Origin of the sequence: Marinomonas sargassi (genome assembly GCF_025716875.1) — a bacterium.
Taxonomy (GTDB): domain Bacteria; phylum Pseudomonadota; class Gammaproteobacteria; order Pseudomonadales; family Marinomonadaceae; genus Marinomonas; species Marinomonas sargassi.
Genome location: NZ_JAOVZB010000001.1, coordinates 498,794 through 521,918, shown reverse-complemented (window position 1 = coordinate 521,918; position 23,125 = coordinate 498,794). Strand labels below are relative to the sequence as shown.

General features: G+C 43.2%; 29 protein-coding genes. 18 read left to right on the top strand and 11 right to left on the bottom strand.

Features of this window, described 5'->3' with window-relative positions:
• Window positions 1–14: 14 nt before the first annotated feature.
• Window positions 15–2,396: a bifunctional acetate--CoA ligase family protein/GNAT family N-acetyltransferase gene (locus tag OFY17_RS02475; RefSeq protein WP_263529115.1), complete on the bottom strand. Its 2,382-nt coding sequence runs from the start codon at window positions 2,394–2,396 to the stop codon at window positions 15–17.
• Window positions 2,397–2,539: 143 nt separating this feature from the next.
• Between OFY17_RS02475 and OFY17_RS02470 the strand changes: the two genes are divergently transcribed.
• Entirely contained in the window at window positions 2,540–3,463 is a 924-nt protein-coding gene (locus OFY17_RS02470; protein WP_263529114.1) for a histone deacetylase family protein, read from the top strand.
• Between the two features lie 13 nt (window positions 3,464–3,476).
• Window positions 3,477–3,893, top strand: coding sequence for a GFA family protein (locus tag OFY17_RS02465; RefSeq protein WP_263529113.1), 417 nt, complete (start codon window positions 3,477–3,479; stop codon window positions 3,891–3,893).
• Between the two features lie 42 nt (window positions 3,894–3,935).
• Here the strand turns inward: OFY17_RS02465 and OFY17_RS02460 are convergent, their stop codons facing one another.
• On the bottom strand, window positions 3,936–4,247 hold the full coding sequence (locus tag OFY17_RS02460; protein WP_263529112.1) for a cupin domain-containing protein: 312 nt from the start codon (window positions 4,245–4,247) through the stop codon (window positions 3,936–3,938).
• 177 nt (window positions 4,248–4,424) lie between these two features.
• Window positions 4,425–4,826, bottom strand: coding sequence for a hypothetical protein (locus OFY17_RS02455; RefSeq protein WP_263529111.1), 402 nt, complete (start codon window positions 4,824–4,826; stop codon window positions 4,425–4,427).
• Between the two features lie 215 nt (window positions 4,827–5,041).
• Between OFY17_RS02455 and OFY17_RS02450 the strand changes: the two genes are divergently transcribed.
• Genes OFY17_RS02450 through OFY17_RS02440 form a run of 3 tightly spaced genes read left to right on the top strand, consistent with a single transcriptional unit; the run spans window position 5,042 to window position 7,355 of the window.
• A complete protein-coding gene (locus OFY17_RS02450) occupies window positions 5,042–5,272 on the top strand; it encodes a trp operon repressor (protein ID WP_263529110.1) in 231 nt (76 codons plus the stop codon).
• Window positions 5,269–6,687, top strand: a complete 1,419-nt coding sequence (locus OFY17_RS02445) for an anthranilate synthase component I family protein (protein WP_263529109.1) — start codon at window positions 5,269–5,271, stop codon at window positions 6,685–6,687. Before OFY17_RS02450 ends, OFY17_RS02445 begins: the two co-directional genes overlap by 4 nt.
• Before the next feature lie 5 nt (window positions 6,688–6,692).
• The gene (locus tag OFY17_RS02440) at window positions 6,693–7,355 is read left to right on the top strand and encodes an anthranilate synthase component II (protein ID WP_263529108.1); all 663 of its coding nucleotides are present in this window, start codon (window positions 6,693–6,695) and stop codon (window positions 7,353–7,355) included.
• 85 nt (window positions 7,356–7,440) lie between these two features.
• Here the strand turns inward: OFY17_RS02440 and OFY17_RS02435 are convergent, their stop codons facing one another.
• Window positions 7,441–7,716 (bottom strand): type II toxin-antitoxin system RelE/ParE family toxin, encoded by a 276-nt coding sequence (locus tag OFY17_RS02435; protein ID WP_263529107.1) that lies wholly within the window; start codon window positions 7,714–7,716, stop codon window positions 7,441–7,443.
• Between the two features lie 3 nt (window positions 7,717–7,719).
• Window positions 7,720–7,998 (bottom strand): damage-inducible protein J, encoded by a 279-nt coding sequence (locus OFY17_RS02430; protein ID WP_263529106.1) that lies wholly within the window; start codon window positions 7,996–7,998, stop codon window positions 7,720–7,722.
• 150 nt (window positions 7,999–8,148) lie between these two features.
• Between OFY17_RS02430 and OFY17_RS02425 the strand changes: the two genes are divergently transcribed.
• From OFY17_RS02425 to OFY17_RS02415, 3 genes are all read left to right on the top strand, one after another.
• Window positions 8,149–8,613, top strand: coding sequence for a GNAT family N-acetyltransferase (locus OFY17_RS02425; protein ID WP_263529105.1), 465 nt, complete (start codon window positions 8,149–8,151; stop codon window positions 8,611–8,613).
• A 99-nt stretch (window positions 8,614–8,712) separates the two neighbouring features.
• On the top strand, window positions 8,713–9,270 hold the full coding sequence (locus OFY17_RS02420) for a hypothetical protein (RefSeq protein ID WP_263529104.1): 558 nt from the start codon (window positions 8,713–8,715) through the stop codon (window positions 9,268–9,270).
• Window positions 9,271–9,344: 74 nt separating this feature from the next.
• On the top strand, window positions 9,345–10,004 hold the full coding sequence (locus OFY17_RS02415) for a hypothetical protein (RefSeq protein ID WP_263529103.1): 660 nt from the start codon (window positions 9,345–9,347) through the stop codon (window positions 10,002–10,004).
• A 201-nt stretch (window positions 10,005–10,205) separates the two neighbouring features.
• Here OFY17_RS02415 and OFY17_RS02410 read toward each other — a convergent pair whose 3' ends face one another.
• Together OFY17_RS02410 and OFY17_RS02405 are read right to left on the bottom strand one after the other, a co-directional pair.
• Window positions 10,206–10,490 (bottom strand): hypothetical protein, encoded by a 285-nt coding sequence (locus tag OFY17_RS02410; protein ID WP_263529102.1) that lies wholly within the window; start codon window positions 10,488–10,490, stop codon window positions 10,206–10,208.
• Between the two features lie 110 nt (window positions 10,491–10,600).
• Window positions 10,601–11,314 (bottom strand): DUF1223 domain-containing protein, encoded by a 714-nt coding sequence (locus OFY17_RS02405; RefSeq protein ID WP_263529101.1) that lies wholly within the window; start codon window positions 11,312–11,314, stop codon window positions 10,601–10,603.
• A 164-nt stretch (window positions 11,315–11,478) separates the two neighbouring features.
• Here OFY17_RS02405 and OFY17_RS02400 point away from each other — a divergent pair, with 164 nt between their 5' ends.
• The 7 genes from OFY17_RS02400 (at window position 11,479) to OFY17_RS02370 (ending at window position 18,365) form a co-directional block, all read left to right on the top strand.
• Window positions 11,479–12,135, top strand: coding sequence for a GDSL-type esterase/lipase family protein (locus OFY17_RS02400; protein ID WP_263529100.1), 657 nt, complete (start codon window positions 11,479–11,481; stop codon window positions 12,133–12,135).
• Window positions 12,136–12,285: 150 nt separating this feature from the next.
• A complete protein-coding gene (locus tag OFY17_RS02395) occupies window positions 12,286–13,371 on the top strand; it encodes a TRAP transporter substrate-binding protein (RefSeq protein ID WP_263529099.1) in 1,086 nt (361 codons plus the stop codon).
• A 65-nt stretch (window positions 13,372–13,436) separates the two neighbouring features.
• Entirely contained in the window at window positions 13,437–13,976 is a 540-nt protein-coding gene (locus OFY17_RS02390; protein ID WP_263529098.1) for a TRAP transporter small permease subunit, read from the top strand.
• 35 nt (window positions 13,977–14,011) lie between these two features.
• Complete coding sequence (locus OFY17_RS02385; RefSeq protein ID WP_263529097.1) at window positions 14,012–15,301, top strand: TRAP transporter large permease; 1,290 nt, start codon at window positions 14,012–14,014, stop codon at window positions 15,299–15,301.
• A 118-nt stretch (window positions 15,302–15,419) separates the two neighbouring features.
• Window positions 15,420–16,766, top strand: a complete 1,347-nt coding sequence (locus OFY17_RS02380) for a cache domain-containing protein (protein ID WP_263529096.1) — start codon at window positions 15,420–15,422, stop codon at window positions 16,764–16,766.
• A 54-nt stretch (window positions 16,767–16,820) separates the two neighbouring features.
• Window positions 16,821–17,462 (top strand): response regulator transcription factor, encoded by a 642-nt coding sequence (locus OFY17_RS02375; RefSeq protein WP_263529095.1) that lies wholly within the window; start codon window positions 16,821–16,823, stop codon window positions 17,460–17,462.
• A 57-nt stretch (window positions 17,463–17,519) separates the two neighbouring features.
• On the top strand, window positions 17,520–18,365 hold the full coding sequence (locus OFY17_RS02370; RefSeq protein ID WP_263529094.1) for an AraC family transcriptional regulator: 846 nt from the start codon (window positions 17,520–17,522) through the stop codon (window positions 18,363–18,365).
• Between the two features lie 14 nt (window positions 18,366–18,379).
• Here OFY17_RS02370 and OFY17_RS02365 read toward each other — a convergent pair whose 3' ends face one another.
• Window positions 18,380–18,970, bottom strand: a complete 591-nt coding sequence (locus tag OFY17_RS02365; protein ID WP_263529093.1) for a LysE family translocator — start codon at window positions 18,968–18,970, stop codon at window positions 18,380–18,382.
• Between the two features lie 120 nt (window positions 18,971–19,090).
• Between OFY17_RS02365 and OFY17_RS02360 the strand changes: the two genes are divergently transcribed.
• Genes OFY17_RS02360 through OFY17_RS02350 form a run of 3 tightly spaced genes read left to right on the top strand, consistent with a single transcriptional unit; the run spans window position 19,091 to window position 20,658 of the window.
• Entirely contained in the window at window positions 19,091–19,624 is a 534-nt protein-coding gene (locus tag OFY17_RS02360; protein ID WP_263529092.1) for an NADPH-dependent FMN reductase, read from the top strand.
• A 53-nt stretch (window positions 19,625–19,677) separates the two neighbouring features.
• Window positions 19,678–20,085, top strand: coding sequence for a hypothetical protein (locus OFY17_RS02355; protein ID WP_263529091.1), 408 nt, complete (start codon window positions 19,678–19,680; stop codon window positions 20,083–20,085).
• A 21-nt stretch (window positions 20,086–20,106) separates the two neighbouring features.
• Window positions 20,107–20,658, top strand: coding sequence for an isochorismatase family protein (locus tag OFY17_RS02350; protein ID WP_263529090.1), 552 nt, complete (start codon window positions 20,107–20,109; stop codon window positions 20,656–20,658).
• Between the two features lie 3 nt (window positions 20,659–20,661).
• Here the strand turns inward: OFY17_RS02350 and OFY17_RS02345 are convergent, their stop codons facing one another.
• From OFY17_RS02345 to fecE, 3 genes are all read right to left on the bottom strand, one after another.
• Complete coding sequence (locus tag OFY17_RS02345; RefSeq protein WP_263529089.1) at window positions 20,662–21,270, bottom strand: DJ-1/PfpI family protein; 609 nt, start codon at window positions 21,268–21,270, stop codon at window positions 20,662–20,664.
• A gap of 145 nt (window positions 21,271–21,415) precedes the next feature.
• On the bottom strand, window positions 21,416–22,312 hold the full coding sequence (locus OFY17_RS02340; protein WP_263529088.1) for a Fe(3+) dicitrate ABC transporter substrate-binding protein: 897 nt from the start codon (window positions 22,310–22,312) through the stop codon (window positions 21,416–21,418).
• A 44-nt stretch (window positions 22,313–22,356) separates the two neighbouring features.
• Window positions 22,357–23,124 (bottom strand): Fe(3+) dicitrate ABC transporter ATP-binding protein FecE, encoded by a 768-nt coding sequence (gene fecE / locus OFY17_RS02335; protein WP_263529087.1) that lies wholly within the window; start codon window positions 23,122–23,124, stop codon window positions 22,357–22,359.
• Between the last annotated feature and the right edge of the window lies 1 nt (window position 23,125).

Sequence of the window (23,125 nt, the reverse complement as noted above, 5' to 3'; positions counted from 1 at the left end):
TTTAACTAGATTTTTTATAATGTTAGTGACTCTAATTTCACAGTAGCAATCACTTGTCCAAAGTCGTCGGGGTCGCGGACAATGGTGAAGCCTAGGTGCTTACAGAAATCGATCATGCGTTTGTTTTCTGCGAGCACTATGCCCTTCATCACCTTAAAGCCTTTATCTATCGCTACTTGAAAGAGCTGGCGCATGAGGAAAGAGGCCAATCCTAGCCCTTGGAATTCATCTCCTAAAACCACGGCAAATTCACAGCTCTTGTCGTCAAAGTTATCTATATAGCGTGCGGTACCTATGATGAGGTCTTTGTCGTCCCTTTTGAGTACGGCGAGTAGCGCCATTTCTCGGTCATAATCGATATGGGACAAGCTATTGAGCATGCGCGGTGTTAGCTCAGAGATATTGGATATGAAGCGAAAGTAGCGGGTTTCTTCTGATAAGTTGCGAACAAAGTCGGCCAAAATCCCCGAATCCCTCGGTAAAATGGGGCGTATTGTTGCTATCTCGTCATTCTTTAAGGTTTTGTCCGACACCCATTGTCTTGGGTAAGGTTGAATCGCCAAATGTTCATAGCGTCGTAGCCCTTGGCTCTTGGTTAAATTCGCACTGATTTCAGCAAACACACTACCACTGTCGTGCAAGCGCACATCGGCTAACTCCATATGCTGTATTTCTGGCAGCTCACACACCATGGTGGATAGGTTTCGTAGCAAACTTTCTAGCTCGAAAGACTCTTCACAGGGGAAAGCCCTTTGAATCAGGTCTTTTGCTAATACTGTATTAAGTGGTGGTAAAGCGACGGCTTCCGCTTGTTTGTGTTGTTGCGCCCCTTCAAGAGACAACCCAATCGCTGGGCCAAACACAGGGTCTTGGAAAATACGCAAATGAATCGGGGCGGATAGCAGTTGGCTACTTTGACGACGAGAAATAAGAGGAATATGAAATAGCTCGAATATGTCTCGTAAATGCTCTGCATTGGCAATGGCGTTATTATGTTCGATAAGGTGATTTAACTGGCCTGTGGCTTCAGATACATCAATTTTAAAGCGGAAGGCGTGGCTGTCTGGTGACTGTTTCGCAAGCAGTTGGTTGCGCTGGAATTGCACCAAAAACTGGAAACCTTCAATGGCGGTTTCTGGTGTACGGAAAGTAGGAATGCCGGCTTCGTTAATGCGGATGCGCATGTTGGTCATGTTGCCGCCACCAAGTAAACACACCATCACCAGTTTCTTTTGCTCCTTGTGAAGTTTAGTTACTAGGCTATACAGAGAGTCGATGTCGATTAGTGCGGTTGGACTGAGCGTGAGTAGCACAGCACCACAGTCTGGGCTTTGTAAGACATCGGCTGCCAGTTTGATATATAAGTCGGTGGCGCTGCTTGCCCATACTGTGGTGACAGGGCCAATGCCGCCTCGACCTGCCATGGTGTTTTCTAACGTAGTAGCCAGTTCACCGCTTGGGTGCAGTAGGTCGATACCCAGCTCCATAGCTCGTTGTGCTGCCATTTCACTTGGACCTGCGCCGTTACCGATAATCAATAAGGAGCCATCTTTTACTCGTCGGGCGTTGGTCATCACGGAAGCTGCGGCAATTAGGTCATTCAAACGACGACCTCGCACGGCGCCTGTTCGACTCAGGGCAGCGTCTAATACTCGCTCATCAGCGCCTACCGCATGTTCAGTCACAACGGCAACGGGCTTGCTTCGGCCTGTGGCTCGTAAGCTACTGAGGAAGCGCGTGGGTTGGCCAATCTTTTGTAGATACATCAAAATTGCCTGACTCTCAAAATCGGTGGAGAGGTAATCCAATACTTGAGAGGGCATCACATCAATGGGGGTGCCCATGGCGACCACCTGAGAAAAGCCAATGCCCTGCCAGTTCGCCCAGTCGACCAAGGCGCTGGCTACTGTTCCTGATTGGGACATTAACGCCAATCGACCTGTTAATGGCTGGGTTAACCCAAGCCACGCAAAAACGCCCTGTCGTGGTCGGCATATGCCAAAGCTGTTTGGCCCCAGCAGACGTACATTATGCTCTCGTAATAAAGGTAATAATTCTGATGCGGTTTTCTCTGCCCAAGACAACATCAGTAAAGAACCTATGCCTGCTTTGCCGCAATCTATTATGAGTTCTTCAATAGAAGTTTGTGTGTACTCACCGACCATAACCGCAAGGTCTGGCGTAGCAGGGAGCTCTGTTAATTTAGTGAAAATAGGGCAAGGAAAATCGACTGAAGGCTTAATTCCAACAAGGGAAATAGCACAACTGGAACGGGCTTCATTGGTATTAAAAAGGTTATTTAGCAGTGCCAGCATAAGAGGGTCGTTGTCATCTTCACCCGTGAGGATGGCCATGGATTTAGGGGCTAACAGTGGCTGTAAAACGTGTTGGCTCATTTGACTTCCCTTCTTATTGTTACGCTAAAAGTACCATGATGCTTGTGTGGATGATTGTAGACCATGGTAGGGTAGAGGTGTTTCTTTGTTTTATGGCTTGATAGCATCTAGTAAACAACAATAATAAAGACTTAGGAAATGGAATGACAACGGCTTATATCACACATACTTATTGTGACCGACATAATATGGGAGACGAACACCCAGAGTCGCCACAACGCCTTGGCGCAATTCAAAACCGCTTGATCACAGGGCAATTGATGGATTTCATCCGTCGCATGGAAGCCGAGCCAGCCAGCCGAGAGCAGTTGGAAGCCACCCATGATGCAAACTATGTTGCCTCTGTTTATAAACAATCTCCAACGGAAGGCGCAGTCGAATTAGATCAAGATACCCTGATGATGACCCACACTCTGGACGCAGCTATTCATGCGGCAGGGTGTGTGACCACAGCGGTAGATCGAGTGATGTCGGGGGAGGTGAACAACGCCTTTTGTGCGATTCGCCCACCGGGTCACCATGCGGAATTTGATAAAGCCATGGGATTTTGTTTCTTCAATAATATTGCCGTAGGCACTCGCCATGCGGTTCAAGCTTATGGTCTAGAGCGAGTGGCGATTGTTGATTTTGATGTGCATCACGGCAATGGCACAGAGAATATTTTCCAGTCTGACCCTAATGTACTTTATGCCTCCAGCTATCAGCATCCGCTGTTTCCTTATAGCGAACCCAGTACGGCACATGACAATATTTTGCATATACCGCTAGAAGCTGGCACAGACAGCGAGGCTTTTCGAGCCGCCATTAGTGAGCAGCTTTTACCAATGTTGGATGCTTACCAACCCCAGTTGTTGATGATTTCCGCAGGCTTCGATGCCCATAAAGAAGATCCCATGGGACAGCTAAGATTAGACGAGTCTGATTTTATCTGGATAACTGAGCAGCTAATGGGCATTGCTGATCGTCATTGCGATGGCAAAATAGTGTCTGTATTAGAAGGGGGCTACAATATTGATGCCCTAGGGCGCGCCGCCTTTTGTCACATTAAGAGTTTGATGAAGTTATAAGAAGGAGAGAATCATGCAGAAGATTAGCTACCCAATTACAGGGTCTTGCCAATGTGGTGGCGTGACTTACGAATTATCAGCACCGCCTCTTATGGTCATGGTGTGCCATTGCAAAGAATGCCAAAAGCTATCCACAAGTGCTTTTAGTATTACCGCTATGGTGGAGGCTGACAGTGTGACATTTAGTGGTGAATTAAAGGATTGGAGCCGTTCATCAGACAGTGGCAATATCAATGCCGCGAAATTCTGCCCTTCCTGCGGTAATAGAATTTACCATTACGATCCAAGTAAGCCCGATAAGATAAAACTCAAACCGAGCAATTTATCCGACACTCGTATAATCAAACCCAGCATCCATGTTTGGGTAAGTGAAAAGCAAGATTGGGTAGATATTCCAGCTGACGTTCAAGTGTTTGATACGCAGCCATAAAAGCAGCTAAATAGCAGAGGGCAGCTAAGCTGTAAAAGCCAGTCAGACACTGCCTTCTTTTTCGATTACTAGAATACGCGCTTCACCGACAGGATGAGCCACATGTTCAGTACCTATGCTTGCAAAGAAGATATCCCCAGCTTCCATTTTTTGAACATGTTCCTCACCGCCACTTCGGTAATGCATGTTGACCTGACCATCCAACACGACGAATACTTCTTCACCATCATTGATATGCCATTTATAAGGGCTATCCGTCCAATGTAAACGCGTGGTTACCCCATTCATATTGGCAATGTCTAACGCGCCCCAAGCGCGGGTGGCGGTAAAGTCTTTTGCTCTATAGAAAACCATAAATACTTCCTAATTTAATGCTTAATAGCAGCTTAGAAAATTGGTGAATCAAGTGCAATAAGGAGTAAGAACAACCGTGAAAAAGCCTGTTATAACGGCGAAATGAAGGTAGGAAAGAACAAATTGCTTGCGGTGCACTCCCGCAAACAATTATCCGCAAGCTAAGTGCTTTGCAGGTTATTGTAAGTTCAGCAACACCAAGGTGTATGCGTACATACAGAAGCATGCAAACAGTACTAATAAAATGAATAAGTGGATAACACTAGGGAGCTTGTGAACTTGAGCTTGCAAACGCGGCAATAAGAATTTCACGATAAAAGAATGCTGAAAGAAGGAAGGTAAAGCACTCAGTCCTATGGCGTTGATGCTGGTGATAATCATAGCGATGCCTGATATCAGCGCCATATCTCCCCAAAGTTGACCTAGATGTTGTAGGCCATAAGCAAGCGCATTCCAACAGCCTAAGAAAAACGCTAACAGAAGCAGGATAGATTTAGCGCTATCGCTCAGCTTCAACAGTGGCTTTGGAAGAGAAAACGCCAAAATCAGCGCCATAAAAACAGTGACTACAATACCCATTACTTACCTCGAAAACGTTAGGCTAAAATGACTGCGCCATAGGGTGACGCTTTGGGTTGGGATTATTGCATTTAATGGGCTTAGGTTCATGTGGTAGGGAGAATTAATGCTTGATTCTTGTGACGGCTACCTATATTGTACTAGTACGTGAATACGTGGTGCTTTTAGAATGCACTTTTTTAAAGTACACAGACCGCATTAAGAGACGATTTTCTATGAAGGACTTGGTCCATTTTTTAACCGAGGCTGCGGATGATGCGGTGTTAGAGAAGCGCTTAAAAGCGCTGTTAACACCGAATGAAATTAATGAAATGCAGCATAGATTACAGATATTTTCCCTATTGGAGCAAGGCGTGCCACAGCGTGATATTGCTAAACAATTAGGTGTGGGTATTGCCACTGTTACCCGTGGCTCCCGAGCATTAAAGGAATTAAACAACGCATGAGTTCAAATAATAAAAAGCCGCAGCCCATTAGCCTGCCGCGTAAACCTAAGTACATTACTATCAGCTCCGATTGTGACTTCTTCGCCTTGTTTAAGAAGGTAGAAAAGCGCTTTGAGAACTGCTTCATGTTGGAGTCATTGGGGGAGGAAAGCTTTATTTCTCGCCACTCTATTATTGGTTTTGACCCAGAAAAACTTATTTGGGCAGAAGATAAGAAACTCTTTATTCAAGAACGTGACGGCAGCACCGAATCCTACGATTCAGAAAACCCTTATTACTTGCTTCGTGACATTGTGCCGCAGAATATTTTATCCCGTGGTTTTGCTGGTGGTTTAACAGGTTACCTTGGCTATGACAGCATGAACTACTTCGAGCCGACTTTGGACTTACAATCCAGCGAGATGTTCGATGCCTTCCGCTTTGGTTTGTACAAGGATGGTCTGATTCTCGACAAGATGACGGGTGAAGTGTTCTATTTTTACTATGAAGATGCGTCTTCCGATGGCAGCCGTTTGGATGTTATCAACGAAATGATGGCGCAAGACACACCTGAAAATGGTGCCCTTGTGGTTCGCTCAACAGGGGAGTCTATGGGCAAGTCTGACCATGCTGAGGCGGTTGCCAAAGTGAAACAGGACATCATAGACGGCAAGATTTTCCAGTGTGAAGTGGGCTTCAAAAAGTGGTTTGACCTAGATGGCGATACCATCAACTTGTACGAGCAGTTACGAGAAGTGAACCCATCTCCACAAATGTACTATGTCAAATTTGGTGAGCAAAAAGTCATTGGTGCTAGCCCAGAATCTTTGTTCCGACTTCGCCAGGGGGAAATGGAAACCTTCCCTCTTGCTGGTACTGCAAAACGTGGTAAAGACGCCACAGAAGATACTGCTTTTGCACGAGCTTTGCTGAATGACCCGAAAGAAATTGCTGAACACAATATGATTGTGGATTTGCACCGTAATGACATTGGCCGTGTGGCGCGTTTTGGTACAGTAAAAGTACGCTCTTTAATGGACATTAAACGCTTTAGTCATGTTCAGCACATTTCCAGTGAAATTGTTGGAATTATGGCAGAAGATCACGACATGTTCTCAGCATTAGCAAGCAACTTCCCAGCGGGCACATTAACCGGTGCGCCAAAAATAGAAGCCATGAAAATCATAGATGATCTTGAAAGTGATGGCCGAGGTCCATACGGTGGTGCGGTTGGTCAGTTCTCTTTTAATGGCGATTGTATGTTTGCCATTCCGATTCGTACCATTTTTGCCAACGGTTCTAAAGCTTATGTGCAAACCTGTGGTGGCAACGTATACGATTCAAACGCGGAAGATGAATTCGAAGAGATTCAACGTAAATTTGCAGGGACTAAACGTGTGCTAGACCTGTTCGCAGAAAAGACAGGTCAGGAGTAAGCAGCATGAAAGTTTATATTATCGACAACTACGACTCTTTTACCTACAACCTATATCAGTTCATTGGTGAAGTGCTAGAAACCGAAAAAAGTCGAGGCGAAATTGATGGCTTCGAAGTCATCGTAAAGCGTAATGATGAAGTCACCTTGGAAGACATATTCAAAGCGGCTCCTGATCGTATTATTATCTCACCGGGTCCGGGCTCTCCAGACGACAAAGCCTATTTTGGTGTTTGTGCCGATGTGATCCAGCAGTTCGGTAAAACTACACCTCTAATGGGCGTTTGCTTGGGCATGCAGGGTATTTGCCATGTGTTTGGCGGTAAGGTGGTAAAAGCCCCTTTACCTATGCACGGTAAAACTAGCCCTATTACCCATATTGGGGAAGGCATTTTCCATGACATTCCTGATCAATTAGAAGTAATGCGTTACCACTCACTCATTGCAGAAGCAGAAAGCTTCCCTGATGTGTTGGAAGTGACGGCCTCTGTGGGTGACCTAAAAGCCTCAGACTTCGTGGATATGAATGCGATCCATCAAGGTGGAGAGTTTGAACTGATGGGGATTCGCCATAAAGAATACCCCATTCAAGGGATTCAATTTCACCCAGAATCTTTCGCCACAGAAGGCGGTAAGGATTTAATTAAGAACTTCTTGTTTCAGGTGTGATTGACTCTTAGTTTCAATGTTAAAGTAAAAGGCTGAGTCAGATGACTCGGCCTTTTTTGTTTTTGTTGCCCCGTTCTGAAATAGGCTATATCGGAAATTTCTGCCTCATATGCAGTATGCGAAGAATTTGGATGTCTTTTTTGTCTATATAGTAGGAAACCAGCATGGATATTTCAGGGGTGATTAATAGTCGTCCTTTAAGATTCTCTCGTTCTATCCCGATTAAAGGCTGATGAAGTAAGTTTTCGATTTTTCTGATAAGAATATCGTCGGTTTTCTCGGCGGCTGAAGGGTTAAACTGAAACAGGTATTCAAAGAGTTTTCCTCGGTCTTTTAGGGCTTCCTTTTCCCATAAGATCATAACTTATCCTCGCGCTCGGATTTTAGCTTTGAAGTCTTCCATTTGAGTATTCGCTTCTTCTTGAGAAACGAATTCTGCCGAGCCTTGTTCTAGGCGCTCGAAAGCGAGGTTTACTTGTTCTGTTACCCATGAATCATGAGACATTCGTTTTTTTTGCTCGTTGGCGAGTTGCTCTGTCATTTCGCGGCATGCGTCACTTAGGCTTCTACCTTGGCTTTCCGCCATCATTTGAGCTAAGCGCTTTGTTTCTTTTTCTACTCTAAATTGAATTCTAGTATCCATATTTTTACCTTGGTGAATCACCCTTGTCATACAAATGTTAGTACACGATGAAAATTTCAACAAGGCATACTTTTGGCTTATAGCGTTTTATATATTTCAGATGTAATCTGGTTATTTTTTCAAAATACCCAACTTATCTAAGGGGGAGATATGTATTCCATCGTTCAAGCAGTCTTTCCAGACGACACAAATAAAGTGTTAGCGATTTTTCGGGAGTACATTGCCTCCGCTCCCGTCAGCTTGGACTACCAACAAAACGATACTGAGTTTTTAGAAGTTGAAAGCAAGTATTCACTACCAGTTGGTGTTGTGTTTCTAATCAAAAGAGGCGATGAAGTCGTAGGCTGTGGGGCGTTTCGAAAAGTGGATGATGCCATCTGTGAAATGAAGCGAGTGTATATTCGCCCAACGGAGCGTGGTCATAATCTTGGTGAAAAACTGGTTCAAGCGCTAATGCAATGCGCTAAAGAAAGCGGCTATTCAAGAATGTGTTTGGATGTGCTGGCTGACTTCGACACTGCAAAACGTTTATATGAACGCCTTGGTTTTACCCCTTGCGAGCCTGTGAGCTATAACCCCATTCCCGGCACATCCTTCCTTGGTCGAGATTTATAAGAGTCGTTCTCATTTATATTTTATTGTATTGTTAACATGGCTCTCATATCTGGGGGCCATTTTTGATATGAGATGAATGAAAATGCTGAAGGAGTTGTTATGAACAAGGTTGTTTGGAAATTGATAGGTATCGTTGTTGCAGTACTTACTATGGTGGGGTGTGCTACTCAATCGAGTAATCAAAATGCATACAGTGCACCTAAGCTAAACACGACGGAATTCTTTTACCTTAATAGTATTTCTTTGGTGACCGAGCAGTTCGTTACGCCAGACATTGAATACCACAGTGAATCTGAGATAGAAGAAAAAGTATCTGCAGGTGTGCGTCAATCATTATCTTCCGCTGGATTACTGTCGGAAGACACTTCGATGACGACATTAGACGTGGATGTGGTTTACCAAAAACGTTTCGTTGGCGATAAAACTCCCATTACATCTGACTCACTTGCTTACCCAATGTTCGATTACACCATCACAGTACAAAATGGTGCTAAAGAGGTCTCCACTATTTCTCGTAAGGGGCTGACTTACAGTGGTGATTTTACGATGAATTTAAAAGTGGCGGGCGGGCGTTTAAGAAAGAAATCCGATGAAGAAGTGTTTATCAAGGCTCTTGTGGACTCTATCTCGGAAACGATTCAGTCTTTTAAAAAATAGAAACCAAAAATATTGACGATCTTTCGCAATTAGCGGTTTAAGTTTCTGTAATTCTTCCATAAAAGGATTTTTGTGTGTTTAAAAATAAGCTAGTAATAAAGAGTTGTGTTTTAGTTTGTAGCGTACTTATAGCTTTCCTATTAGAACCATTAAAAAAACTTAGTTATGACGATAGTGAAGAAAGGGACCAGTTTCAAGAGTTAGTTGGAGAAGCGCAAGAAAAGTATCCAGATGATAATGAAATAGTCGCACTAACTAAGCTGGCAGAGGAGAAGAGCTCAAACTACTTTGAATCGAACGCTTCGTTAAGAGATAAGCAAGCTAAAGCAGCGGATATATTTTTTGGATACTATCTTATTAATGTTAAAGCTAGAGAAGACTTTTGCAAAGGTATAGGTATTGATATTTCACATTTTACCTACTTGTTCAAAGCGTCCGTTAACAGAGAGTTTTTGATAGCGAAAGCTATCCGAAAATATACGCCATACGAAATTAACCAACTGTATATACAATCCCGTCCAAGCATAGATGCCTTAGTTAAAAAAGATATGGAATCACTTTCGTCTAGAAATAACCTCTCGATCAAAGACGGCTGTCGTTATTTGATAAACAAAGGGAAGGATATAGTTGAATTTATACATATTTCAAACGTAAATCCGAATGTATATGAAGTATTGATAGAGGCAGAAAAAGAGAGTGCCAGTTTGAGTCAAAGAGGGCGAAGAACTAAGTAATATAAAGTAGTGATAGTATATTTTATATGGATTTATATATTGGGTTAGAGAGCACCTCTATATTTTAGATATATCTATTTGGGTGTGTTCTTGAGATTTTTTAATCAATGTAGGTAGGGCTAAGTTTCCTAACTTGAAACTCTCTAATGCTTTGAGTTTTCGTTGTTGTCGCTAGGTTGTCAAAGCTGCATTCAGTAGCTATCAAGCTCCAAAAACTTCGATCAGTTCTATTGCGAAGAAAGCCGCAAGTACGAGAAATAGCGCCAACTTAATTAAGTTAAAAGAAATGAGAGAGGGCTTTTTGAGGGGCTTGGCTTCTGTATGAGGGTTGAGGAAGTTATCCATTCTTTTTTCTGTTTCGTCCGCTTCTTGCTGATCGACAATTGGAATACCTTGCCATGAGCCTACTGCTGTCTTAGTAGCTGATAATTTAGCTAATGATCTAATTGCTTCTTTTTGCTGCTTTTCTCGCTCAGTGTTATTCATAGCATGTCCCTTTGATTAATTAGATTCCCTATCGCTATTTTTAGCACCTTCTTCAATGTGGCTGCAACCCTGTTGTGCTCTTCAGCACAGGGTTGCCTTTTTTCTGCCCTCTAATTTTTCTCCAAGTACCCGCCCACAGCTTGTAGCACTTGATTGGTTTGGTTGTCTGATACCCATGCGGCAATGGCGGTTTTCTGTTGGCCTTTGTTAGGTGCTTCAGGCAGTAGAAGAGTCCAGTTTTGGTTACCCGGTAGAGTAAGGTGGTTGAGGGCCACGAAATCGTGGTTGAGTTGTTTGTTTCTGTTCTCTCCTGCTCTTACCTTGGTGGTGAGCCCCATACCTAGGTAACTGACATGCAATGTCACATTTTTGTTTTCGCTGTAGCTCGCTTGCAGGATGTTATTGTCATCAAGGCTGATGTGTAGCTTTCCTGTTTCTTTTGTGGCTTCTGGTAGTTGTCTTTGTCCATAAAACCATGAACGCCATTCTTTGTTGTTGACGACAAACCCCGGTGTGTACACTTGGCTGATGTGTCCATCTCTTGCGTATTGGCGCTGGCGTTGGCTGTATTCAGGTGAAGCGAAAGGGTCTTTCCAACCGATGTAATCCCAGTAGTCCACATGCATGGCAATAGGCACTATGTGGTCGAATAGTTTGGGGTGATCTTTTAAAGTAGATAGCCATTTATCCGCAGGTGGGCAACTGCTGCACCCTTCGGAAGTATAGAGTTCAACCAGTTGAGCCTGTTTGTTACTGCTTTGCCATTCTTGAGCTTGTACCAATAATGGCAACAAGAAAAAGGCGGTTATCAATAGGGTTTTCATAAATATCACCTTGGTCTGCTAGCGAGTAGTTTTAATAGTGCAGTAGTCTTAATAGCCTGTGGTCTCGAGGTATGTGATACCTTGGAACGCAAGGACTAGAAACAGTTCCCTGCTTTTGAAGTGGATTAAAAAGCAATGAGCTTAACTAAAGAGATGTGGTGTAAATGAAAGACAGTGTGCTTGCTCTGTTACCGATAAAACAAGAAGCTGACTGGTGGTTGCCTCGCCATGGGGCCAAGCTTGTCGAAGCGCAATCTATGGAAGAGATAGATATTGTTTTCTTAGGAGACTCTATTTTCCAAGCATGGGAAACAGCAGGCGCTGAAGCATGGCAGCAACACTATGGGCCACGTAATGCATTAAACCTTGGCTTTAATGGTGATAGAACAGAGCATGTTTTATGGAGGATAGAACATGGCGCATTAGATAATATGCAGCCTAAAGTTTTAGTGCTGCTAATTGGCACTAATAATACGGGTCATCGAATCGATAACGCAGGGGATACGGCGTTAGGTATTCAAACCATTTTGGAACGTATAACAAAAAAACTCCCCCACACTAAAATTATTTTGTTAGCCATTTTTCCCCGTAGCGCGAAACCGACTCAAAGATTGCGAATGCTAAATGATGAGGTGAACCTTTTGATTCAAAAGCACCATGACGGTGAGCGAATTTTCTTCTTGAATATCAATCACATTTTCCTTGATGGCCAAGGTAGGCTGGGTAGCCATGTCATGAAAGACTACTTACACCCAAATGCCGATCAATACGAACGAATTGCAGCCATGATAAACCGCCAGATGGATTTACTAAATGGGTAATCACTCCAAAAACTAAGTATAAATACGTATCTTGCTACGTAGTATTTTTTGGTTTCTCGGTATTCTCACGAATTGTTTACGATCTCTATACACAGGATTATGTTCCTTGCTTGATCTATGACAATAAAAACAAGACAACAGGATATCAAAATGAAATCATTAAAAATCACCTCTTTGGTGGCTGCTGCTGCAGTTACTATCAGTGCTTTTTCTCTTCCAGCTTCTGCTGCGGACAGAGTCTATAAACTTAAGATGGCCGAAACTTGGTCTTCTAACTTCCCAATCTTCGGTGATGCGCCACGTAACATGGCTCGTATTGCTGAAAGTATGTCTAACGGTCGTCTTAAAATTACTATCGACTCATCAAACAAACACAAAGCGCCTCTAGGTATCTTTGATATGGTGCGTTCTGGCCAATATGACATGGGTCACTCTGCTTCCTATTATTGGAAAGGTAAAGTGCCAAATACTTTGTATTTCACGACTATGCCATTTGGTATGACAACGCCTGAGCAATACGGTTGGTTCTACCACGGTGGTGGTATGGAATTAATGCAAAAAACTTATCAGCCTCTTGGTTTAGAGTCTTACCCAGGTGGTAACACAGGTAACCAAATGGGCGGTTGGTTCCAGAAAGAAATCAACGGTTTGGAAGACCTGAAAGGTCTGAAAATGCGTATTCCAGGTTTCGCAGGTGAGGTATTGGCTAAGCTAGGTGCTAAACCAACAAACATTGCGTCTGGTGAGCTTTATACTGCCCTAGAACGTCGTACTATCGATGCTCTTGAGTGGGTTGGTCCTTCTCTAGACTTACGTATGGGCTTCCACAAAATTGCGCCTTACTACTACACTGGCTGGCATGAGCCTGCTACGGAATTGCAGTTCCTTGTTAATGCCCGTGCAATGAAGAAATTGCCAGAAGACTTACGTGAAATTCTACGCGTTTCTATGAAATTAGCGTCTTACGACATGTACATTCAGTCTTACCACGAAAGTGCAGAAAACTGGGTAACAATGAAAACTGAGTACCCAAATGTTGAAGTTAAAACTTTCCCGAAAGAAGTTCTAGCAGCAATGAAAAAAGCCAACGACGAGTTGCTTGCTGAAAAAGCAGCAGCAGATCCTTTAGCGAAAGAGATCTTAGATTCTCAAGCAGAGTACATGGAGAAAGTACGAGTTTGGACTAACATTTCTGATCGTGCTTACTTAGACAGTATTGATAGCCTAGATAAGTAAGACCTGTTTAGGGCGATAAGCTTGCCTCTATTGCTTATCGCCCTTTTTTATTTCTAGGAGTTTATATGCTGTTAGTAAATTTAGAAAAGGCCATTGGCCGCTTTTCGAATGCCCTCGGCACTATTTCTGCCATATTGTTTGTTCTCTTATTGTTCAATGTTTTTTATGACGTATTGATGCGCTATGTCTTTAATGACGTGTCCATCGGTATGCAAGAATTAGAATGGCATCTTTATGCTGCGGTCTTCTTACTTGGTATTCCTTATGGATTACAGCATGGCGGCCATGTTCGCGTAGATGTGATTTATGAAAACTTATCAATCAAAGGTAAAGCATGGGTTGATCTGTTTGGATGTATTTTCCTATTGCTGCCTTTTACTTTATTGGTTGGTTATTACGGTATTGGTTTTGCGCAAGAGTCTTATGCGCTAGGTGAAACCAGTGGCGATCCGGGTGGCTTGTCTCACCGTTGGATTATTAAAGCGGTTATTCCATTTGCATTTTTCTCAATGGCAATCAGTGGTTTAGGGATGATGATCCGCTCTATTAACGTGCTACGTGGTGTTAGCACAGATGGATTTTCGCACCCACCTATTCAACATTAATTGAAGTCGTTTTATTCTGATTTAGTAGGTCACTTATGATTGGCATTATTATGTTTTTTGTTGCTCTAGTAATGTTATTACTGGGCTTCCCTGTCGCCTTTACGTTTGGCGGTATTGCGTTGATCTTCGGTGTGTTTGCCGAAGGTTTTGATATGTTCGCTTTTATGCCTTTCCGTATACAAAGTTATATGGAAAATACGGTAATGATGGCGGTGCCGTTATTCATCTTCATGGGCATCGTGTTACAGAAAACGAGATTAGCAGAGCAGCTGCTTGAAGCCATGGGTAAATTGTTTGGTGGTGTTCGCGGTGGTTTGGCTATCTCTACTATTCTGGTAGGTGCATTGCTTGCCGCTTCAACCGGTGTGGTTGGTGCGAGTGTGGTTGCAATGGGCTTGATCTCATTGCCTGTTATGCTTAAGTACAACTACAGCAAGTCTCTGGCCTGCGGAACTATCTGTGCATCTGGTACATTAGGGCAAATCATCCCGCCTTCTATCATCCTTATTATCTTAGGTGATGTTTTAGGTATTCCAGTTGGTGATCTTTTCCAAGCGTCTTTAGTTCCTGGCTTAGTGTTAATTGGTTGTTACATTGCTTACATCTTGGTGCTGACTTACTTGAAACCAGAAATGGCGCCTGCGATGCCGCAAGATGTTGATGATGAAACGCGAGCACAGCAAATTCGTAGTGCATTGAAAGCGATCATCCCGCCTTTGGCTTTGGTACTAGTAGTATTAGGTTCTATCTTTACTGGTATTGCGACACCAACTGAGTCTTCTGCTCTAGGTGGCGTTGGTGCATTGATTCTTGCGCTAATTTACGGTCAGTTTAGCTGGAAAATGGTTTACGACAGTGGTTTAGAGACTGTTAAAGTAACTGCCATGGTATTCGCTATCCTGATGGGTGCAACGGCTTTCTCTATGGCATTCAGCTACACAGGTGGTGATTACATTGTTGAAGAAGCATTGTTGAATCTACCGGGTGAGAAGTGGGGCTTTATTATCCTTGCTATGGTTGCCATCTTGATACTAGGTTTCTTCATCGACTTTGTTGAGATTGCCTTTATCATAGTGCCAATTCTGGCGCCTGTTGCAGAAGCTTTGGGCATCAACATGGTATGGTTTGCGATCTTGATTGCGATGAACTTACAGACCTCTTTCTTGACGCCACCCTTCGGGTTCAGTCTCTTCTATTTGAAAGGTGTCGCACCGAGTTCGGTACGAACAAACCATATTTATAAAGGGGTTATGCCTTTCATCTTGATCCAAGTCTTGGTGCTAGCAAGTATTATGATTTTCCCAGCTTGGTATGGCATGGGTTAATCGCTGAATAGTTTCAGCACTGGCTTTACAAAAAACAAAAGCGGCCCTAGGCTGCTTTTGTTTTTTTGCATTTACAGGGTAAAGTCTTTTTCATGTTAATTAATTATCGGGGTGGCATGTGGGCTTAAAAAGTAAAATCATCTTATTGGCTGTTGCTCCTTTAATTGTCGCCACCGCCATCATCAGTTATTTGGGTTTTCAATCCGCCCAAGAGCTAGCTGCGCAAGAGCTAGCGATATACGAATACAACTTAGTCGACGCCAAGAAAAAAGCGCTTAAAAATCATGTGGGTATCGCTTTGTCAGCCATTGACCCCATATTGAATAATACAGAGCTCAGCGATCAGGAAGCGCAAGAACAAGTCAAAAAGGTACTCAGAGAGCTACGCTATGACTATGACGATGAAGGCTACTTTTTTATCTACGAGTTGTCTGGCGTTAATGTTGTTCATCCTCTTCAGCCTGAGTATGTGGGTCAAAATCTATGGAACTTTCAAGATAGGTTAGGAAACTACCTCATTCAGGGTTTAATTAAAGCGGCGCAATCGGGTGGTGGCTATCACAGGTATATTTGGGAGAAACCGCCCATACTGGAATACGACGAAAAGCTCAGTTATGCGATCTTGATAGAGCGTTGGAACTGGATGATGGGCACTGGCTTGTATTTGGGTGATATCTACGAAGAGCTAGAAAAAACCAAAGCCATCATGAATGAAAATATCCAAAACAGCTTTTTTACCGTGATGACGGTAGTTGTTATTACTGTTGTCTTGGTGATCTTGCTGGGGTTAGCCATTAACCTCCATGAACATAAGCTGGCGGATCGAAGATTAAGTGAAATGGCGCAGCGCTTTATGCGTTTGCAAGTCAATGAGCGTCGAGGCTTCTCTAGAGACTTACACGATGGCATTAACCAGTTACTGGTAAGTTGTAAGTTTCGTATTGAGTTAGCGGGTAATAAGTTACGCCGTGAAACAAGCCATGAAGTAGTACAAGAAGAGTTAGTGAAAGCCAGTGATTTGATAGGCCAGACTATCAGTGAAGTAAGGCAAATTTCCCATAGCCTACGTCCTATATTGTTGGATGACCTTGGCTTGAACTCGGCGTTAAGTGCATTAGTTGATCAGTTCTCCGAGCGAACTAATATTCAAGTAAACTATTGCTTTGATGTTCGTACCAAAATGGCCGATGAAATAGAAACGACCATTTATCGTTTAACCCAAGAAGCACTGACCAATGTCGAGAAACATGCTTTTGCAACTTTGGTTACCTTAACTTTTGAAGAAGAGCATCAGGGCTTAGTGTTTGAATGTAAAGACAATGGCACAGGCATGAAAATGGGAGCAAGCTCAGGCATAGGCATTATCAATATGCGTGAGCGTTTGGCGTTGATTGGTGGAGAATTCCGAATCGAATCTCAAAAGGGACAGGGCACAAGAATTTACGCTGTCTTTCCTATTAGTTAGAGTTAATATGTTGATCTTACATCATCGCATAACAATAAAAAAAGAGAACACAATATGACGGTACAAGCTGCTTTACGAGTCCTCTTAGTGGATGACCATATGCTGGTTTTAGACGGCTTAAAAGCACGTCTAGAACTGGAAGATAATATCGAAATAATAGGCACGGCTTCGAATGGTTTAGAAGCACTAGAAGTGTCGAAAACGTTATCGCCAGATTTGGTTTTAATGGATGTTTCCATGCCAATCTTAAACGGCCTAGAAGCGACTAAGCGTTTTAAAATAGAACAGCCGGATGTGAAGATTCTCATGCTCAGTATGCACTATGAGAAAGAATATATTCTGTCGTTAATTCAATCAGGTGCGAATGGCTATGTATTGAAAGACGTCTCTTCTGAAGAGTTAGTACAGGCCATTAATACGGTTCATCAAGGTGGCACTTACTTTAGTTCAGGTGCATCCGATGCTTTGTTTGCTCAGGTAAACCAAGAAGAAAAAACAGAAGAACTCACCAAGCGAGAAATTGCTGTGCTATCCGAAGTAGCCATGGGGTTGTCCAATAAAGAAATCGCACTGAAGCTGGATATCAGTGTCCGAACCGTGGAAACACATAGGCAGAACATCAAGAATAAATTGAATATCCACACAGCGGCTGGCTTGGTAAAATACGCTATCGCCAATCAACTTATTAAGCCTTAGTGTTCGCATTAGTGCTAAAAAGGTCATCATGGAAGATAGTCTTTTAGGAGCTTTGTTATGACACCTTCAACTCACCCCATTTTCTGGCGAGACCCAAAATTAGACTTTGTTGAACTTCGCCAAGTACTGGATGGCCGAGATGTCTCCTATTCCCCCCATTCCCATGAAGAGTGGTCTATAGGCGCGATCTTAGAAGGGCAAAGTGAGTTTCTTTGTGCAGACAGATTGCATCAGGTCGAACGAGGGAACTTGGTGATGATGAACCCTAACGTGGTTCACGCCTGTAACCCTTGTCATGACTCCCCTTGGGCCTATTACATGATGCACCTAGACAAAGAGTGGCTAGCGCAGTGCCTGTTAGATTATGGTATTAGAGCCAGTTCATCATGGCAGGACACTAGAACGGATACCCTCTTATCGACAGCATTCTACGAAGAGTTTGTGGCGCTATGCGAATACCTGATGTCGGTAGAATACAGCTCGGAAGAGAAACAGAATGCCTTAGTCGGTTACTTTGTTGGCCTATTTAAATATCTAAATAAAGTTGATGGTACGCCAGTGCAGTTGTTTCCAAATACCTTGTTGCCTAACAATAAACTATACGAGGTTGCTGACTATCTGAATCTATTTTGCTTAGAAGACACGCCTATCGAGGTGATAAGCGCAAAGTTTGGCTTTAGTACGGCGTATTTTGTACGTGCCTTTAAACGTCACTTTAATATGACGCCCCACGCTTATCGCCTTAATAAACGAGTACAACTAGGGCAACATGCCTTGAAAGAAGGGCAAGGTATTGCAGAAGTTGCTCAGGCAGTAGGCTTTAGTGACCAAGCCCACTTTCAGCGAGTATTCAAAAAGCGCGTAGCAGCGACTCCCCATCAATACCGTTGTTCTGTTTCATAACGAAACCAGCCGTTTTAGAGAACGAGCATAAAACAACTGCCTGCCAACATAAGTGCCAAGGTGCGGTTAAGTAATCTGACCTTGCTAGGGCTTTGGATGTACTGACCTAGCACTCCGCCCATGATTACCCAGACAGCGAGAGACAGCCAGCAAGTAGGCAGGTATATCCATGCGAAAACAGCCACTTCTTTTACTGTAGATTGGGGGATATAAGTGCTAATGCCAGAGACAGAAGCCAGCCATGCTTTTGGGTTAAGCCACTGCATAATTGCCCCTGTCATAAAGCTCGGTGCGTTTTGGCTAGCATGATTACTTAATTCGCCCGAGTCTTTGAATAGCTGGTAGCTTAGGTACAACAAAAAGGAAATGCCCAACCATTGTAGTAGCTGAGTAATCCAAGGTAGCGCGTCGATAAAATAATGTAGTCCAAAGCCAATCAACACAAAGAGTAGAATAAAGCCCAAAGTTGCCCCAGTGATAAAAATTAGCCCTGTCTTTAGTCCATGGGTCGCACTACTGCTTAACGACAGTAAATTCACAGGGCCGGGTGAGAGAGAAGCGGCGAGGGCAAAAATAAACATGGAAATTAGTAGCGAAAAGGACATGATGGATACTCTTTTATATTGGAAGAGGGTGTAGTATCCGTATTTAAGTCATTTGGATATTGAACAAAATTGACCTCTCGCTGGTTTTGATGAAATAAAGAGAAAGGAAGAAATAGGGTTATGGATAAAATACGTGTATTAGCTCTCTCGGGAAGCTTGAGGAGGCATTCTCTTAACACCGCAGCTATACAAACATTACAGAGCTTAGCGCCTGATTATATAGAAATTACCCAGTTTTCTTTAGGGAAACTCCCACTTTTTAATCCAGATCGAGAAGATGAGTCTATTGAATCGGTAGAGAGTTTAAAGCGAAATCTGCAATCCTCCCATGGTTTGATTATTGCTAGCCCTGAATATGCCCATGGCGTCACTGGAGTGATGAAAAATGCATTGGATTGGCTAGTAAGCGGTGAGGAATTTGTTGATAAGCCAATTATGCTTATCAACACCTCGCCCAGAGCGACCCATGCGCAAGACGCGTTAAAGGAAATACTTAAAACCATGTCGGGACGTTTAATCAAAAACGCGCATGTTACTGTTCCGTTGTTAGGCAGTGGTTTGGATATGGTTAGCATTAGAAATGATGAAGAGATAGTTAGGTTATTATCGGATGGTTTGAGCCAATTCCATCAATCTATAAGTGAATCATTTTAGGAAAGTATTCACGCATCTCAAGGATGAGTTATTTTCTGTTATAGGAGAAGTTCATGTTAGTAAGATGCTTGTTGTGTCTATGCATAGGTCTATTTTCTACTGGCTTGTTTTCGAATGAATCGATTGCCAATGAATCGGTTGATAACGAAAACCCCGCTGTAGAAACGGTAGAGGAAGTAAAGCAAGATAAAGATGTAGCCCAAACCTTGTTTGAGTTGGAGCGCAGTGTGGCGATTCTGCAATTATCCAAAGCCAATCTAGATGACTACTACAGTATGGAAAAAAGTGTCATCAGCTTGCGCTCTGTAGTGGACTTCTTTGCGGTGATGACCTTTATTCTACTGATTGGTCTGGTGGTGCTCATAATGCAAATGCGTCGCCTCAAAGCAAAGTTAATGATGACCGAACAAATACTCGAAAAAGAGCTAAATGTGGATAAAACCTCAAAAACAGTGGATTAAAATGGACTTATCAAAACACTTATGAAAAACGCGATATTGATGATTATAGATATGCAGCAAGGCATGTCGTGGCCTCAGGCTGGTGATCGTAATAACCCAGAAGCAGAAGCTAATATTGCCGCGTTATTAGTCCATTGGCGTGCTCACCATGGCAAGGTGGTGCATGTGCATCATCATTCTACCGAGCCCGATTCTCTATTTTGGCCTAACCAAGAAGGGGTGCTAGTTCAAACGGCATTTTTACCTCTAGAGCATGAAAAGTGTGTCGTGAAATCCGTTCCTGATGCTTTCACATATTCGGATCTAGCGGATTGGCTTAAAGAGCAAAAGAGTGAAGCGGTTGTCATTGTCGGTGTAAGTACCAATAACTCGGTAGAGTCTACCGTGCGAAGTTCAGGTAATTTAGGCTTCTCTACCTATGTGGTTGAAAGTGGCTGCTTTGCATTTGCAAAACAGGACTTTGATGGACAAGAACGCACAGCACAAGAGGTTCATGCCATGTCACTCGCTAACTTACAGGGTGAATATGCGGAGGTGATTTCCGTGGAAGAGGCTATGGCGCTATTGTCATAAATTTTAGTACCGAAGAGCTGGGTCACATAGGATGTTTTTTATCGCTTGCTCTACGTAAGTTTCTTTTTCACCAACGGGCGCAACGTAATGGATAGCGCTCTTCGCTTCTTCAATGCCTTCTAACCGAGCAATTAACCATGCCGCTAAATAGCTAGAAGCAAGGCAGCCGCCAGATGTGGCAATATTGCCCTCAGCGTAAAAGGCTTGATTAAGCACATTGACTCCAGCCTCTTTTACCCAAGGTGTCGTGGTCAAGTCAGTACAGGCTGGGATATTCTTTAATAAGCCTAATTTTGCGAGCATGAGTGTCCCTGAGCATTGGGCACCTAACAGCTGACGGCTCGGATCTAATTTTATTCGTTGCATAATGCTTGGATCTTCGACGATATGGCGAGTTTTCATACCACTGCCGATGAGTACAGCATCCGCTTGATTGGCTTCTTCTAAAGTGGCTTGTGATTGAATGGTTAAACCATTCATGGAAGTGACAGACTGAGTAGGGCAGGCAATAGAGACCTTCCAGTTTGGCTTTTTAATTCGATTGAGAATACCAAGGGCAATCATAGAATCGAGTTCGTTGAACTCTTCGAAGGTTAAAATACAAATATGCATGTGGGTTCCTGTCCATCATGGTGTTGAGTTATGGCTAATACTAAGCAAACTCCGTTCCACAGCATAATGATTTTATTAAAGTTTGATGCAGTGGAGCCTTAATAAGGTCGGCTCCACTGCTTTATTGGAGGGCTGTTTTGCTATGTTATTTTGGCTGATTGAGTAGTCGTATTAAATCTTGAGCAATGATTTCTGCAGCAATAATGCCTCGTGCTCTAGACCAAACATTTGGGTCATCCATAAAGTAAATTTGCTTGCTCTTCACCGCAGATAACAAATTCCACAAAAACTCGTTTTGCCACACTTTCAGTATGTTGTTGTCATTGTATTGACCAATAATGAAGTGCTTCGGATTAATGGATAACAGCTGTTCCAGTCCAGATCGAACCGATGCTTTTTGGTCTTTTATACTATCCGGAGTCATCATCCCTAGTGCTTGAATAACCGTGCCTGAGTAAGACTTTCCAGGGTGCAGTGAAATATAGTTTTCGAGAGCGATGCCAAACTGTACTTCAATTCCTTTTGGTAATTGCTGGGCATATTCCGCCATAGTGTTTTTGTGTTGAGCAAGGCGTGTCTGCATCTCTTGGTCTTTGTTTACTACTTTGCCGATGATGGCTGAGGCTTCTAAGAGTCTTGTGTAGGTTTCACGGCGAGAAGGCAAAATCAGGGTTGGGGCGATTTTCTGAAGGTCTTTATAAATACCTTCATGCCTATCCATATCGGCAATGATAAGGTCAGGTTTTAATGAAGATATTGTTTCGAGGCTAGGTTGTGAGCGAGTACCTACTGACTGCCAATCGTCTATTATATCTCGTATTGGTTTTATGATTCGTTCTTTGTCTTTATCGTCTGCTATGCCTACTGGGCTTATGCCCACTATGGCTAAAGCGTCGACAAATGAATACTCCAAGACAACAATACGCTTTGGTGTTTCCTTTATCGTGAAGCTGCCTTTACTGTCTTTTATGGTAATCGCATGGCTAAAAGCGGAGAAGCAAACGAGCAGTAATATGGTTAAGTGTTTTAATACATTCTTCATCTTGTGTACCTAAAGTGACCTATTCTATTTTTTATATTGCGTTGTTATTCGACGATACACATGGGTGTATGGGCTACTGGGTCGGTATGGATTTGTGCCGTAACAGAAAAGACGGACTCTAATAGCTCTTTTGTTAATACGGACTCAGGCTCACCTTGGGTGATAATTTCTCCTGCCTTCATGACCACAAGGTGGTTGCAGTAGCGAGCGGCTTGGTTAATATCATGCAGTACTGTGATGATGGTTTTGCCTGCCTCGTTTAGTGTTTTAAACAGGTTCATCAACTCCACCTGATGGTTTAAATCCATGTAGGTGGTAGGTTCATCGAGTAATAAATAGGGTGTATCTTGTGCCAGTGTCATGGCCAGCCAAACGCGCTGTCTTTGCCCTCCAGATAACTCACTCACAAACTGTTCACTCAGCTCAGTAACACCGGCCTGCTCCATTGCCTGTTGAATGATCTTGTGGTCTTCCTTGGTTAGTCTCCCCCAAAATCCTGTGTATGGACTACGGCCATAAGCAACCAGATCTTTTACCTTGATACCTTCTGGGATAGGTTGGGTTTGTGGTAACAAAGCAAGTTGAGTCGCTAAATACTGGGATGGGGTGCTGTGTAAATTATTTCCTTGCCAGTGAATCTCGCCACCCATTGGTGTCAAAATACGCGCCATGGCTTTAAGCAGTGTGGACTTTCCACAACCGTTAGGGCCTAGCAAGGCGATAATTTTTCCTTCCGGCAAGGTTAGGCTGACATTCTTGACGATGGCTTGGCCATGGTAGCCAACAGAAACGTTATGGGTACTGAGTGACATA